The following is a 16,303-nucleotide window of genomic DNA, read 5'->3' on the forward strand; positions in this document are numbered from 1 at the left end:
TTCAATATAATCTTTTTAAGTTATTTATTTCTTTTTAAATGAGTTTATGCTTTCTTCAAGTGTTGCTGCCATCTCGTCAAGTTTTTTTGTATATGCACTTACTTCTTCAGAAGTTGCTGTAAGTTCTTCTACAGCACCACTTACTTCCTGTGATAATGATGCTATATTATTTGCTATAGCAGAAACTTTGTCTACATTTCCAACTATAGTATCCTTTTCATTCTTGAGCTTAATTACTGAAGAATTAACTTCTCCTATTCTAGGTGTAATATCATTTATACCGTCTGCTACAACATCAAATACAGCTATTGATTCATTAAGTACTTTATTTTGACCCTGAAGACCCTCCTCAATACCTACTGACTGCTCCTTCATTGCTGTAGCATTTTCAAGTATACTCTGTCCAATACCCTTTATGTTAGAACTTGCAACCTTGCTCTGCTCTGCCAGCTGTCTTACCTCTTCAGCAACTACCGCAAAGCCTCTTCCTGCTTCCCCCGCACTGGCAGCTTCAATTGCAGCATTCAGCGCTAAAAGATTTGTCTGTTCTGCAATCTTGTTAATCAATGCAATTATTTCATTAACCTGCTTTATGTTATCAACTGTTGCATCTACTTTCTTCTGAAACTCCTTAAAACTATCAATAATTTCGTTGAATACAGAAACAACATCTTTTGTTGATTTACTGCTCTTAATTGTCTTATCCTGGATGTTGTCTGAAAGAGATGATATACTACTAAACTTTTCAGTTATAGCATTAAGTTCATCGCTGAATTTATTTAGTGATTCAGTAATACTGTTTAATTCTGATGCCTGTTCATTTGTCCCATAAGCTATATCTGTAACAGAAGCTGCAATTCCACTTGTTGTGTCTGCAAATTCATTTGTTGCCTGATTTACAGTCTTAGATGATTCATAAATTTCCCTGCTTCCAGTATTAATGCTCTGAATTATTTCAACTATATGTTTTCTTGTTGACTCCACATTTCTAAATATCTGTCCTACTGCACTATTTTTAGCTGCAAGTTTTTCAAAATTTTTTGCTCTTTCATTATCAACTTCGTCATTTACATCTCCTATTGCTATCCTCTTAACAATTCCAGCTATGTTTTCAAGATTGCTAACTATAACTTTTGATACAATAAAAAATAGAACCATTACAACTAAACTAATAATCAGCCATTGAAGCAAATACATTGTTCCTAATGATAAAGATTTGCTTCCAGCTATAACATAGAAGATTCCATTCAATATGCCCACAACTACCAGGATTACAAGTAAAGCCAGTAGTCTTAATTTTGTTAATTTACCCTTATTAATCATATTTTATCCCCCTTTTATATTACTCTAGTATCATAATAGCACACTTTTCCTATTATCCACAAATTTAATTCAAAAAAGACGGCTTATAAACCATCTTTTTTTAACATATTAAAGCTGATAATCAACTGTTTTTGAACATTCAAGCATTGGCTTTAAGTTCTTTAACACCTTATTAACGTGAAAATCTGACACAGCGTAAACTTCGTAATCTTCTTTTGAATCAAATCTTGTAACTAGAGCTAAATCAAAGCTTCTTTCACTTCTTACAACATCTATTCCAACTTCAAGACCTTTAAGTTCAGCAATCTGTCCTTCCATGCTGTTTAAAATTTCACTTGCCTTTTCTACATTTTCATTTGTTGCTTCCTTAAGTTTAAAAAATACTATGTGTGTAAACATTCGTTCATCCTCCATTATTTTAATTTTTGTTCGCTTCGTATTTCATTAGCGATTTTTTCTATTTTTCTAAGTCTATGATTAACTCCTGACTTACCAACTGGCGGAACAAGCATTTCGCCAAGTTCCTTCAGTGATTCATCTGGATACATCATTCTAAGCTCTGCAATCTCTCTCAGATTGTCAGGAAGTCTTCCAAGCCCTAATTCCTTCTGTATAAGTTTAATACTTTCTACCTGCCTTACAGCAGCATTAACTGTCTTGCTTAAATTAGCAGTTTCACAGTTAACAAGTCTGTTTACATTATTACGCATTTCTTTCATTATTCTGATATTCTCAAGTTCAAGCAATGATGTATGAGCGCCAATAATGTTAAGAAGATCAACTATTTGTTCTCCTTCTTTTATATAGACTATATATGAACTCTTTCTCTGTATAACCTTTGAACTAAGGCCAAATCTGTTTATAAGCTTACATAAATCCTGAGCATATTCTTCCCTATGAGTTACAAACTCAAGGTGATATGTTTTTTCAGGATTACTTATACTTGCCCCGCCTAAGAATGACCCTCTAATATATGCTTTTGCATTGGCATCATCCTTGACCATCTCCTGATCTATTGTATAATCAAGAGATATGATTCCATCAATAACTTTAAGAATTCCAGTTGCCTCAAGCAGCTTTTTAACTCCCATATCTTCAGTAATTAATACCATATATATATTATTCTTTTTAAGTGAGTTGCTCTTTTTGACCATTAATTTTGAATGAATATCAAAATGATCCTTTAATAAAAGGAATACTAGTCTTGCAAGGGCAGGGTTTTCTGTAGTTATCCTAAAGCTAAGCTTTCTGCCGCTAAATGCTAGTGTACCACTAACTTTCATTATGGCTGAAAGTTCACACAGTGCTTCATCATATGACATTTCTGCGCATCTGCATACTTCTCTTTTAACCTTTGATGAAAAAGACATATTTACTCCTTTCAATTCTTCTTTTCTTTTTGTTTCACTCTTTGAGATAAATACATATATTCAAGTATTTTCTTTCTATCAAAAAGTAACTTTTTCTCCATTATTGTCTGAATTAATATTTCAGCTAAATTCTCTGAATCATGTCTTACAAGGCCATTCTTCAACTTAACAAGATTAGCCTCAACTATATTAATTCCCAGTTTTTCTATATTTTCTTTGTCGAGTTCTACTGGCTGAGCTCCATCTAATTCATACTGGTTTGCATTTTCCAGAGATTCCTTGTCTACATTTGCAATAACATAATCTACAATATCTCTTCCGCCATATTTTCTTAATGTTTTTAAATGATCTGAAACTGCAAAATTATCAGTTTCTCCCGGCTGTGTCATGATATTAGATATATAAATCTTTATAGCATTACTTTTTCTTACAGAAGAAGCGATATCCTTCACAAGTATATTGGGAATTACACTTGTATAAAGACTACCTGGTCCCATAACTATGGCATCTGCTTCTTTGATTGCCTGAAGCGCATCTTCAAGTGGCTTAGCATTTTCAGGTGTAATCATAAGTTTCTTAATTTTACTCTTCTGCTTCAATGCTTCCTTAGGTATATCAGATTCACCTTCAACAATATTGCCATTTTCAAGTTCTGCTTTTAAATGCATGTTTTCAAGTGTAACAGGCAGAACCTTTCCTGTTACAGCAAGTACTGAACTCATTTTCTGAACAGCACTTTCAAAGTTGTCTGATACTCCATTCATTGCTGCAAGGAACAGGTTACCAAAGCTTTGATTCTTAAGCCTACCATCTGTAAACCTATATTGAAGTAGTTCATCCATAAGAGGTTCTGTATCTGCAAGTGCAAGTATGCAGTTTCTTATGTCTCCAGGTGGAAGAATTCCCAGGTCTTCTCTTAACGCTCCTGAACCACCTCCATCATCCGCTACAGTTACAATTGCTGTGATATTAGAAGTATAATATTTTAATCCTCTAAGCATTGTTGAAAGGCCAGTTCCTCCACCAATTACTACAATTTTAGGTCCTTTTATAAGCAGTCTTTTTTCATAAATAAGATTCTCCATCTTTTTATTATCAATTGAAATTTTTATATAACCTTTATTAATAAGTGCGATAACCGATTTTATACCTTCAGTAACAGAAACATATATTACCAGTATTCCTGTTACATTTAAAAATATAAAAAATATAAGATAATATGCATTGTAAACTCTCTTTGTCACGAGTTCATTTAATCCAAAAGCTATCATCAGAATACCAAGTATTGCATAGCTAATCCATCTTTTAACCTTTATCCCTGGCTTAAGCCAGTCAATCATCTTCATAGTTTTCTTGCACCTCTGTTGACATCCTCATTTATATCTCTGTGTTCAATTGTAACTTCGTACTCTGTCTGCTTAAGTCTTTCATAAAGCGCATTTGCTATAGCAACAGAACGATGTCTTCCTCCTGTACATCCTATTGATATGATAAGCTGTCTCTTTCCTTCCTTAACATAATTAGGTATCAGGAACTTCAGCATATCTTCAAGTTTAGCTATAAATTGTTTTGTTTCATCATGATTTAATACATAATCCTGTACTGGTTTATCATTTCCTGAGAAAGGTTTCAATTCTTCAATATAAAATGGATTTGGAATAAATCTCACATCAAAAACAAGATCTGAATCTGTAGGTATTCCATATTTGAATCCAAAAGATAATACAGTTAAGTTAAGCTGCTTACCTGAAACTTTACCATTTCCATATAAAAGATTAATCTTAGCACGTAAATCCTTTATTGCATATTTAGATGTATCAATTATATTATCAGCCCTGCTCTTTAATTCTCTAAGCTTATTTCTTTCAGCTTCAATTCCTGTTATAACTCTACCGTTTGGTGATAAGGGATGACTTCTTCTAGTTTCCTTAAATCTTTTAACAAGTACTTCATCTGATGCCTCTAAAAATAGTATCTCATATGTAAAATTACTCTTCTTAAGTTCCATAAGACTTTCGAATAAATCATCAAAAAATACTCCGCCTCTTATGTCTATAACCAGTGCAACTTTATCAATTTTTCCATCACTCTGCATACATGCCTCAGCAAATTTTGAGATAAGTTTCGGTGGAAGATTGTCGACACAAAAGTATCCTAAGTCCTCCAAACTTCTAGTTGCCTGTGTTTTTCCTGCTCCTGATAACCCTGTTACTATTACAAAACGCATAAATATCACTCCCAATTACTCGTAACACTATATACTTATTATATCAACTAAAAACATTTTTGAATAGAACCTTTAGTTTTTAATAAAACATTAGAAAGTCCGCAGCTAAAATAACTACGGACTCATATCTAATCTTCACCAACTATTCGAACTTCTGTCTGTAACTCAACATTAAATTTTTCTCTAACTGTATCTTGCACATGTTTTATAACATCCAGTACATCCTTAGCAGTAGCACCACCCTTGTTAATCACAAAACCTGAATGTTTTTTAGAAACAGCTGCTCCACCAATACAAAATCCCTTAAGGCCTGCTTCCTGAATAAGTTTTCCAGTAAAATGTCCTTCTGGTCTTTTAAATGTGCTTCCAGCTGATGGATATTCTAGTGGTTGCTTTTCTTCCCTTCTCTTTGTAAGATCATTAACTCTATCTTCTATCTTCTGATGCTCACCTTTTTCAAGGGTAAATGTAGCAGATACTACTACATATCCTTTCTTCATAACTATACTTGTTCTATATCCAAGTTCTAGTTCATCACAGCCTATATTAATGATATTTCCATTGTCATCTATTACTTCTGCTTCTTTAATCACATATGAAATTGCACCATCATATGCACCAGCATTCATAAAAACAGCTCCACCTACAGTTCCTGGTATACCACACGCAAATTCAAATCCTGTAAGATTATTTTCAAGTGCCTTCTTTGATACATCTGCAAGTAATGCTCCACATTGTGCCTTTATCTCATTATTTTTAACGACTATATTATCAAGTGAACATAATTTAATTACGACGCCTCTTATGCCCCCGTCTTTAACTAACATATTAGAGCCATTTCCAAGTATTAAGTATGGGACATTATTTTCTTTGCATAAATCTATAGTTCTCTTTATCTGCTCTACGTTTCTAGGATTAACTAAAATATCTGCAGGTCCTCCTACTTTAAAATATATATGTTTGCTCATAGGCGAATTTAGCTCTATCTGCTCTTTTCCATATACATTTAACAATACGTTATAGAATTCTTTATAATTCATTGTTTAGCTCCTCATTCATATTTTATAAATATAAGCAGGCAAAAATTACCTGATTTTTTAAATAAAAACAGATATTTGTCGCTACGTCTATTTACTCCTTAATAAGTATATGATAACTTTGCTTTCATTATCAAGTGAAAATTTATTTTTTATTGACCATAATTTGCTTTAACTTTTTTTGCTCTCATTAAAATATGAAATTATGCTCTCTGCTGCTTTTCTATCAATGGATTCTGTATCAAGCAGTTCCTCCATAGTCGCATTTTTGATATTTTCTACACTACCAAACTTAATTAAGAGATTTCTTCTTCTTTTCTCTCCTACATTGGGAATGTCCTCTAGGATTGAATGAAGTGTTTTCTTATCTCTCAAACTCCTATGATATGTTATTGCAAATCTATGAACTTCATCTTGTATTCTTGTTATCATATGCATCAGGTTACTTCCCCTATTGATGATTATTTCCTTATTATTGTAAATCAAACCTCTTGTTCTATGCTTATCATCCTTTACCATACCACAGACAGGTATATTTATATCTAATTCTTCAAGTACTTCAAGTGCAATATTAACCTGACCCTTACCGCCATCCATCATAATAAGATCTGGAAAGAATGAAAACTTTCCTTTTGACAGTTCAAGATTTCTTTCTGCTATTGCCTTTACTTCATCAAGTCCTCTTTTAAATCTTCTTTGAAGTATTTCTCTCATACTGTCATAATCATTTGCACCTTTTACTGTTTTTATCTTAAATCTTCTGTAATCAGAATTCTTAGGCTTACCATTTTCAAATACAACCATAGATCCAACCGAATCTACTCCTTGTATATTAGAAATATCATAAGATTCAATTCTTAATGGTATTTCTTCAAGTTCAAGAAGTTCAGCTAATTCATTTAAGGAAGTCTTATTGATTTCCTTATCCTGAAGTATTTTCACTTTAAAATTCTCCATAGTGATTTTAGCATTCTGTGAAACCATATAAAGCATATCTTTCTTTTCGCCTTTTTGTGGTATCTTAATCCATACTTTAGAACCTCTTCTTATTGTCAGGAAATTCTCCAGCAGTTCTGAATCAGAAACTTCTGGAACATATATGTTTTTAGGAATATTGGCAGTTCCACTATAAAATGATGAAATAAATTCTGATAATATGTCTGCCCTGTCATCTCCCGATCTGTCTTCAATAACAAAATGTTCTCTGCCAGATACTTTTCCGTCTCTTACAAAGAATACCTGTACACAGACATCCTTATCATCAGAGTACATATTGATAAAGTCTTCATCGTCTTCTTTTGCAGTAAACATCTTCTGCTTCTGAACTATGCTCTTGATTGCCATGATTTTATCTCTATATTTTGCAGCCTGCTCAAACTCTAAGTTTTCAGATGCTTCTTCCATCTGCTTTTTTAAGCCTGCAATAATATCATTATCTCTACCTGTTAAAATTCCTATTATATTCTTTATGTAGACACCATAATCCGCCTTAGATATATAGCCGGCACATGGAGCACTACACAGCTTCAGATAATAATTAAGACATGGTCTTGAAGTTGTCTGCCCTTCAACTATATTTTTTCTGCATGTTCTAAGTGGATATAGTTTTTTTATAAGATCAATTGTTTCATAAACTGCTCCTGCATTTGTATAAGGTCCAAAGTATTTGTTGCCATCCTTTGCATAATTTCTTGTAACAAATACTCTTGGGAAATCTTCGTTTGTAGTTATCTTAATAAATGGGTAAAACTTATCATCTTTTAATGCTATGTTATATTTAGGGCTGTACTTTTTTATCAGATTACATTCCAGCAAAAGAGCTTCCATTTCAGAATCTGTCACAATATACTCAAATTCTGCAATATTTCTCACCATAGCCTTTACTTTTTCAGAATGATTTTTTGAGTTCTGAAAATACTGTCTTACCCTATTTTTTAATATCTTGGCTTTTCCTACATATATAACTTCGCCCAGGGTGTTTTTCATAATATACACCCCAGGCTTATTAGGAAGAGTTTTTAGTTGTAATTCAAAATCAAACATCTATAGGCACCTCCTATTTAGATAGTGCTGATCTTAAAATCTGCCCAGCTATAGGCGCTGCTACCTCTCCACCATTTCCACCGGCTTCAACTATAACAGCAATAGCATATTGTGGATTGTCTACTGGCGCGAAACCAACAAACCATGCATGAGGCGTTCCATCCTTACCATTAGGAAGTACATAATCAGCAGTACCTGTCTTTCCTGCTGCATTAAGTCCTCTGAACACTCCCCAATCTCTCTTAGCTCTATTGTCAACAAGTGTTGTCATATAATCCTTTATAGTATTAGCAACACTTTTTGAAATAACATCACTTCTTATTGCTTTTGATGATCCCTTTGATACAAAATCATTATCTTTATTTACTACTTTACTAATCACAGTAGGCTGCATCATTGTACCTTCATTTGCTATTGTTGATGCTACAAGTGCCATCTGCATAGGTGTTGCAAGATCTTTACTCTGTCCGATACCTGACTGTGCTATACTTCCAGGCTCACTTTTACTTAGAGTAGGGAACTCACTTGTTTCAACGGCAAGACCTTCTGCCGGAACTTTATTATTAAAACCATATTTTTCAGCAGTAGCTTTAAGTTTTTCATTTCCAAGCTCTCCAGCAAGAGTACCAAATACAACATTGCTTGATACTTCAAGTGCTGTTCTTAAATTAATTTTTCCATAAGAAGTGCCATGCTGGTTTCTTAATGACTGTTTTGAGTTAAAGACAATCTTACCATTATCATTAAATGTTCTGTTCTCAACACCAGGAATATTTTCAAGTGCTGATGAAAGTGTTATTAACTTAAATGTTGACCCTGGTGGATACATTCCTGAAACAACTTTATTCATCAAAGGATGACCTTTTATTTCACCTGCATTAGCCTTTTTCATTACTTCTTCAAGGTCTTCAGGATTATATGAAGGCTTTGATACCATCGCTAGTACTTCTCCTGTCTTAGGATTAAGCACTACTGCAGCTCCATCATGATCACCTAATGCATCATATGCAGCTTTTTGTATTTTATTGTCAAAAGTAGTAAACACGCTGTTTCCAACTTTATCTTCCTTTTGATTTCTATTTTTAATAGCATCTTTAAAATTTAATGATCTTAATAGTTTCCCTAAAGTTATGCTATTATATTCTATAAGTGTTTTATCTAGTGTTCTCTCAAGACCAGATACTCCATATTTAGTATCTACGTATCCGAGTATATTTGCATAATACTTTCCTTCAGTATAAGTTCTTTTTTGTGTTGTAGCATTTACCTTTTCACTCTTAGTAAGTGCCACACCATTTCTATCATAAATAGTTCCTCTCAAAACTTCATTTCTTTTAGCTGCAATTCGTATATTACCTGGTTTTTCAGCTATCTCAGGTGCCTTGAACACTTGAAAATAAGCAATATATGATATTAGCCCTATAAGTAAAAATACAAACACTATCATAACACGTTGTATTGACACACTTAATTCTGTCTTCTTCATCTAAGCACCCTCCTCTGATATCTTCTGCAGTATTCCTAATGCAAAGAACATAGTAAGCATAGATGTACCACCATAACTTATAAGTGGCAGAGTTATACCTGTAAGTGGGATAATTGTGAATATACCACCAACTATAACAAGTACCTGCATTACTATCATGGTACTAAAACCTACAGCTGCAAGCTGTGAGAACTTATCATCAGTAGCAAGTGATGCTCTCATTCCTCTGTAGAATAAAAGGAAATATACAAGCAATATACCTATAGCAAAAACAATCCCATACTCTTCACATATAACTGAATAAATATAATCTGTAGATCTTTCTGGAACACTTGAAGGCATTCCATTTCCTACCCCTACGCCTAATATCCCACCTGATGATATTGCATATAATCCTTGAACAAGCTGATAGCTTTTAGTGCCTGCATACTGCCATACATTTCTCCAAACAAGTATTCTCAAACGCACATGTGCAAATAACTTATAACTAATATATGCGCCTGCACTAAATAGTCCAAGGCAAGTAATAAGATATTTTGCTTTTGATGTAGATATATAAAGCACGGTCATTGATATACCAAAAAATATAAGTGCTGAACCTAAATCTCTTTGAAGTACAAGCAGTCCAAGACAAATCATTACTATGACTGCTGGCTCTATAAGCTGCTTAGTATCTTCTATAAAATCCCCTTTATCTTCATAATGGCATAAAGCTGATGCTAAATATAAGACGAATAAAATCTTACCAATTTCTGAAGGCTGAAAACCAAAGCCAGCGATTCTTACCCAGTTTCTTGATCCATTAACCGTTTTACCTATAAAAGGTATAAACGGCATAGCCATAAATATAACTGTTCCTATCATATATACCTTCTTATACTTAACAAATGACTTTAAATCCGGTATTAGAACAACTATTAATATGTAGGCAGTTATTCCTGCCGAAAACCAAACAAGCTGCTTTAAATATTTACCCTGATCTGCTTTTATGACATTTAATCTGTACAAAACAGCAATGCTTATTATTGATAATACAGCTGCAAATATAAGAAGATACTTATCACCATCAGGATAAAATTTTCGTATTACAAAGTATCCAAAAGTAATAAGAACAATAAGTACTCCGCCTAAGACTAATGGAACCTTATCTATAGGATCTTCTTTTATAGACAGATTTATAAATAAGCACATACAGAATAAAAAGATTAAGTACATTAATCTTCTTTCATACTTACTTCTTGAATCCATATAATTCACCTCATTAATCTATAACCTTAAAAACTATGTTACCTAATCTCACCTCATCATTAACACTCAGTTTTACTCTGCCATCAATCTTTGTGCCGTTAACAAATGTTCCATTCGTACTACCTAAATCTTCAATAAAAAATATATTGTTTTTAGTGTATATCTTTGCATGATATCCAGACACAAATTCATCATTTAAGACTATTGAATTATCCTCTTTTCTACCAAAAGACAAAGTTTCTCTTACTGGAATAATTGATCCATTTTTTAAACTTTCTTTTGGCGTAGACTTTATTATCTCTAAACCATGTGCCTGTATAACCCTTCTTCTTTTACCTTTCTTCCCAGTTCTAACGTCTTTATACATTACCTTTAACGCATAATAAATAATATTATACAATATAACAATGAAAATTATGCCAAATATAAAGCTTGTTATTCTATTAAGACTCATAACTTCACCTCATAAAAAATGTTTATCTTCTTCGTCAGTATAAAACTAACTACTACTGATTATACACTAAAATACAATTCTGGACATACCCTATTAATTTTTATTCATCTAATCTTAAGAATTTAATAGACTAGAGATTAGAGAAAAGGATGAAACTCCCCTTGGGAGTTTCAAAATTATATCTTATAATTGCTTCCTGTTCTCTTATCTCTGCTCTCATATCTCTAATCTTCTTTGAATTTTATTGTTCAAGAAACTTCTTTAAGTATTGTCCAGTATATGACTCTTGTACTTTAACTATTTTTTCTGGTGTTCCTGTTGCTACTATAGTTCCACCCTTATCTCCGCCTTCTGGTCCAAGGTCTATAATATTATCTGCACACTTTATCATATCCAAATTATGCTCAATAACTACTACTGTATTACCTGCATCAACAAGTCTTTGAAGAATATAAACAAGTCTATTTACATCATCAACATGAAGACCTGTTGTAGGCTCATCAAGAATATATAAAGTCTTTCCTGTGCTTCTCTTTGAAAGTTCATAAGCAAGCTTAATTCTCTGTGCCTCTCCACCTGAAAGCTGTGTAGACGGTTGGCCAAGTCTTATATATCCAAGTCCAACATCATATAAGGTCTGAATCTTATTCTTTATTCTTGGTATGTTTTCAAAGAACTCAAGAGCTTCTTCTACTGTCATATTAAGAACATCATCTATATTCTTACCTTTATATTTTACTTCAAGAGTTTCTCTGTTATATCTCTTTCCTTTACATACATCACAAGGAACATAAACATCAGAAAGGAATTGCATTTCGATTTTAATAATTCCATCTCCTGAACATGCTTCACATCTACCTCCTTTAACATTAAAACTGAATCTTCCCTGCTTATATCCTCTCATCTTTGCTTCTGGTGTTGATGCAAATAATTCTCTAATAATATCAAATGTTCCTGTATATGTAGCAGGATTAGATCTTGGAGTTCTTCCTATAGGGCTTTGATCAATATTTATCACCTTATCTATATTTTCACAGCCAAGTATTTCTTTATGTCTTCCTGGTATTGCTTTTGTTTTGCTGACGACTTTTGAAACACCTTTATATAGGATTTCATTTACAAGCGTACTCTTACCAGAACCAGAAACTCCAGTTACAATATTAAATACTCCAAGTGGGAATTTTACATTTATATTCTTAAGGTTATTTTCTTTTGCTCCTTTTACAGTTATAAAGTTTCCGTTACCCTTCCTTCTCTTCTTAGGAACTTCAACTTTCTTTTCTCCTGTAAGATACTGCCCTGTTATAGAGTTTTTACATTTCATTATATCGTCAACAGTACCTGCAGCAATTATTTCACCGCCTCTTTCTCCAGCACCTGGCCCTATATCAACAATATAATCAGCTTCTTTAATAGTATCATCGTCATGTTCAACAACAACTACTGTATTTCCTATATCTCTAAGATGCTTTAAAGTTGCTATAAGTTTATCATTATCCCTCTGATGAAGTCCTATACTAGGTTCATCAAGTACATAAAGTACTCCCATAAGCTGAGAACCAATTTGTGTTGCAAGCCTTATTCTTTGTGATTCCCCTCCTGATAATGTACCAGAGCTTCTTGCTAAATCAAGATATTCAAGTCCAACATCAACCAGGAACTGTAATCTTGAATTTATTTCTTTAATTATTTGTCTGCTAATAATCTGATTCTTTTCTGAGAATTCTAATGATTTAATAAATTCAAGTTCATCTTTTATAGACATTTGAGTAAATTCATTAATATTTTTCCCACCAATTGTTACAGCTAAAGCTTCCGGCTTTAATCTAGCTCCTTTACATTTAGGACATGGATTATCATTCATGTATTGTTCAATTTCTTGTTTTATGTACTCAGAACCAGTTTCCACATATCTTCTTTTCAATGAATTTATTTCACCATCATATGTATAATTGTATTTTTTCCCAATTCCATCTTTTATATAATGTACTTCAACAGCCTCACCATTAGTACCATAAAGAAGTATATCAACAATATTTCTAGGGAGATCTTTGATTGGTGTATTAAGGCTAAAATCGTATTTCTCACTTAATGCTGTTAATACTGCATAAGTCCATGAATCTTCTTTAAGTCTGCCATCTCCCCAGGATGAAATTGCTCCCTGCATTATACTCAAATCTTTATTCGGTATAACAAGATTTTCATCTATCTCCATTAAAGTTCCAAGCCCATCACAATGGTCGCATTTTCCCCAAGGAGAGTTAAATGAGAATAATCTTGGTGCAATTTCTCCTATACTTATACCACAGTCAGGACATGCAAAATTTTCACTAAATAAAGTGTCACCCTTACCTATAACATTAATAATTACAAGACCTTCGCCAAGCTTTAAAGCCGCTTCTATTGAATCAGTAAGCCTTACTTCTATACCCTCTTTAACTACAAGTCTATCTATAACTACTTCTATGTTATGCTTTTTATTCTTTTCAAGTGTAACTTCTTCCTCAGTAAGGTCGTAAATCTCACCATCTATTCTTGCTCTTACATATCCGCTTTTCTTAATATGCTCAAGTGTCTTTTCCTGAGTTCCTTTTTTACCTCTTACAATAGGAGACATTATCTGAAACTTAGTCTTTTCATCTAGCTGCATCACTCTGTCAACAATCTGATCAACTGACTGCTGTGATATCTCCTTGCCGCATTTTGGACAATGTGGAGTACCAACTCTTGCATAAAGAAGTCTTAAATAATCATATATTTCTGTTACAGTACCTACTGTTGATCTTGGGTTCCTGCTTGTTGTCTTTTGTTCAATTGATACTGCTGGTGATAATCCTTCGATATACTCAACGTCTGGTTTATTCATTTGTCCAAGGAACTGTCTAGCATAAGCACTAATAGACTCCATATATCTTCTTTGTCCTTCAGCATATAATGTATCAAATGCTAATGAAGATTTTCCTGAACCTGAAAGTCCTGTAAATACTACAAGCTTATTTCTTGGTATCTCAACACTTACATTCTTTAAGTTATGTACTTTCGCACCTTTTATAACAATTTTATCATTCATTATTTTTCCCCCTTCTCTTTTAATTTCTGAATTTCATCTCTAAGTTCGGCTGCTCTTTCAAATTGAAGATTCTTAGCAGCATCTTTCATTTCATTTTCAAGTTTCTTAATCATCTTTTTAATATCTTTAACTGGTAGTTTTTCTTCAGTTGCAATATTATATTCTTCTTTATCTTCCGCAACTGTAGTAATTTCTATAACCTCTCTGACATCTTTAATAATTGTCTGAGGTGTTATACCATTCTTTTCGTTATACTCAATTTGTATTTTTCTTCTTCTATTTGTTTCAGATATAGCTTTATCCATAGATTTTGTTATAGTATCAGCATACATTATTACCCTGCTTTCAGAGTTTCTTGCAGCTCTACCTATTGTTTGTATAAGTGATGTCTCTGATCTTAAGAAACCTTCTTTATCAGCATCAAGTATTGCTACAAGTGCTACTTCTGGAATATCAAGCCCTTCTCTTAAAAGATTGATTCCTACCAGTACATCATCTTCTCCAAGTCTTAATGATCTTATTATCTTCATTCTTTCTATAGTGTCTATATCTGAATGCATATAAGTTGCCTTTACGCCTAAATCCTTAAGATATTTTGTTAGATCCTCTGCCATTCTCTTTGTAAGTGTTGTAATCAACACCCTGAATCCTTTCTTTATAGTTTTCTGTATTTCACCATAAAGATCATCAATCTGGCCTTCTACTGGTCTAACTTCTATCTGTGGATCAAGAAGCCCTGTTGGTCTTATTATCTGCTCAGCAACATTTTCTGACCTTTCAAGTTCGTAATCCCCAGGCGTAGCAGAAACAAATATAACCTGGTTTATCTTCTTCTCGAATTCATCAAACTTCAATGGCCTGTTATCATATGCACAAGGAAGTCTGAATCCATATTGAACAAGCGAGTCTTTTCTTGATCTGTCGCCGCCATACATAGCTCTGACCTGTGGCAGAGTAACATGACTTTCGTCAATAAATAACAAATAATCTGCCGGGAAATAATCTATAAGAGTTTCTGGTGGAGTTCCAGGTGCTCTTCCATCAAATATTCTTGAGTAATTTTCAACACCAGGACAATATCCTACTTCCCTTATCATTTCAATATCATAATTTGTTCTCTGTTTTAATCTCTGTGCTTCTAGAAGTTTTCCTTCAGCATTAAGTTCCTTTAGTCTGTCTTCAAGTTCATCTTCTATAATTCTGATAGATTTATCTATCTTTTCTGCTGATGTTGCAAAGTGGGAAGCTGGGAATATAGATACATGCGTTCTGCTTCCTAAAATCTTACCAGTAAGAACATCAAACTCCTTTATCTTATCTATTTCATCACCAAAAAACTCAATTCTTATTCCAGTATTAGATTTTGATGCGGGTATAACATCAAGAGAATCTCCTCTTACTCTAAAAGTTCCTCTTGAAAAATCAATATCATTTCTTTCATAATGAATATCTACAAGTTTCCTCATTATTTCATTTCTGTCTATTTCCATTCCTTCCCTTAAAGAAACAGTCAATTTCTTATATTCTTCAGGATTACCTAGTCCATAAATGCATGATACAGATGCAACTATAATTACATCACGTCTTTCAAGCAGTGCTGATGTAGCAGAGTGACGAAGCTTATCTATTTCATCATTTATTGATGCATCTTTCTCTATAAATGTATCAGTCTGAGGAACATAAGCTTCAGGCTGGTAATAATCGTAATAAGAAACAAAATATTCAACTATTGCATCAGGAAAGAACTCTCTGAATTCACTACACAATTGTGCTGCAAGAGTTTTATTATGAGCTAAAACAAGTGTTGGTTTTTGAACTCTTTCTATAATATTAGCCATTGTGAAAGTCTTACCTGAACCAGTAACTCCTAAAAGTGTCTGACACCTTTCTCCCTTTTCAATACCTTCAACAAGACTATTAATAGCTTCAGGCTGATCACCTGTAGGTTTAAATTTTGACACTATTTTTAATTTACCCATAAAAACCTCCTTATTCGCCTAACCAAATGTATGTTCTCATTATACTCTTTTGGTCATATATAATCA

12 protein-coding genes are annotated in these 16,303 nt (G+C 33.1%); all 12 read right to left on the reverse strand.

Features of this window, described 5'->3' with window-relative positions:
- Positions 1 to 24 precede the first annotated feature (24 nt).
- Positions 25 to 1,323 (reverse strand): methyl-accepting chemotaxis protein, encoded by a 1,299-nt coding sequence (locus FYJ33_RS10295; protein ID WP_154531655.1) that lies wholly within the window; start codon positions 1,321 to 1,323, stop codon positions 25 to 27.
- A gap of 108 nt (positions 1,324 to 1,431) precedes the next feature.
- Positions 1,432 to 1,722: a Dabb family protein gene (locus tag FYJ33_RS10300; RefSeq protein WP_154531656.1), complete on the reverse strand. Its 291-nt coding sequence runs from the start codon at positions 1,720 to 1,722 to the stop codon at positions 1,432 to 1,434.
- Positions 1,723 to 1,736: 14 nt separating this feature from the next.
- On the reverse strand, positions 1,737 to 2,693 hold the full coding sequence (whiA, locus tag FYJ33_RS10305; protein WP_154531657.1) for a DNA-binding protein WhiA: 957 nt from the start codon (positions 2,691 to 2,693) through the stop codon (positions 1,737 to 1,739).
- 11 nt (positions 2,694 to 2,704) lie between these two features.
- Entirely contained in the window at positions 2,705 to 4,039 is a 1,335-nt protein-coding gene (locus FYJ33_RS10310) for a gluconeogenesis factor YvcK family protein (RefSeq protein WP_154531658.1), read from the reverse strand.
- Complete coding sequence (rapZ, locus tag FYJ33_RS10315; protein WP_154531659.1) at positions 4,036 to 4,920, reverse strand: RNase adapter RapZ; 885 nt, start codon at positions 4,918 to 4,920, stop codon at positions 4,036 to 4,038. The genes FYJ33_RS10310 and rapZ overlap by 4 nt, the downstream gene beginning before the upstream one ends.
- Before the next feature lie 128 nt (positions 4,921 to 5,048).
- On the reverse strand, positions 5,049 to 5,960 hold the full coding sequence (murB, locus tag FYJ33_RS10320) for a UDP-N-acetylmuramate dehydrogenase (protein WP_154531660.1): 912 nt from the start codon (positions 5,958 to 5,960) through the stop codon (positions 5,049 to 5,051).
- Between the two features lie 168 nt (positions 5,961 to 6,128).
- Complete coding sequence (gene uvrC, locus FYJ33_RS10325) at positions 6,129 to 8,000, reverse strand: excinuclease ABC subunit UvrC (protein ID WP_154531661.1); 1,872 nt, start codon at positions 7,998 to 8,000, stop codon at positions 6,129 to 6,131.
- A 13-nt stretch (positions 8,001 to 8,013) separates the two neighbouring features.
- Entirely contained in the window at positions 8,014 to 9,486 is a 1,473-nt protein-coding gene (locus FYJ33_RS10330) for a peptidoglycan D,D-transpeptidase FtsI family protein (RefSeq protein WP_154531662.1), read from the reverse strand.
- A complete protein-coding gene (locus tag FYJ33_RS10335) occupies positions 9,487 to 10,734 on the reverse strand; it encodes an FtsW/RodA/SpoVE family cell cycle protein (protein ID WP_154531663.1) in 1,248 nt (415 codons plus the stop codon). It lies immediately after the preceding gene.
- Between the two features lie 13 nt (positions 10,735 to 10,747).
- Positions 10,748 to 11,188, reverse strand: coding sequence for an FHA domain-containing protein (locus tag FYJ33_RS10340; protein WP_154531664.1), 441 nt, complete (start codon positions 11,186 to 11,188; stop codon positions 10,748 to 10,750).
- A gap of 241 nt (positions 11,189 to 11,429) precedes the next feature.
- Positions 11,430 to 14,258 carry an excinuclease ABC subunit UvrA gene (gene uvrA, locus FYJ33_RS10345; protein ID WP_154531665.1) on the reverse strand — a complete coding sequence of 943 codons (2,829 nt, stop codon included), beginning with the start codon at positions 14,256 to 14,258 and terminating at the stop codon, positions 11,430 to 11,432.
- Positions 14,258 to 16,237 carry an excinuclease ABC subunit UvrB gene (gene uvrB / locus FYJ33_RS10350; RefSeq protein WP_154531666.1) on the reverse strand — a complete coding sequence of 660 codons (1,980 nt, stop codon included), beginning with the start codon at positions 16,235 to 16,237 and terminating at the stop codon, positions 14,258 to 14,260. The genes uvrA and uvrB overlap by 1 nt, the downstream gene beginning before the upstream one ends.
- Positions 16,238 to 16,303: the final 66 nt, after the last annotated feature.

It is taken from the genome of Inconstantimicrobium porci (assembly GCF_009696465.1).
Classification (GTDB): Bacteria; Bacillota; Clostridia; order Clostridiales; family Clostridiaceae; genus Inconstantimicrobium; species Inconstantimicrobium porci.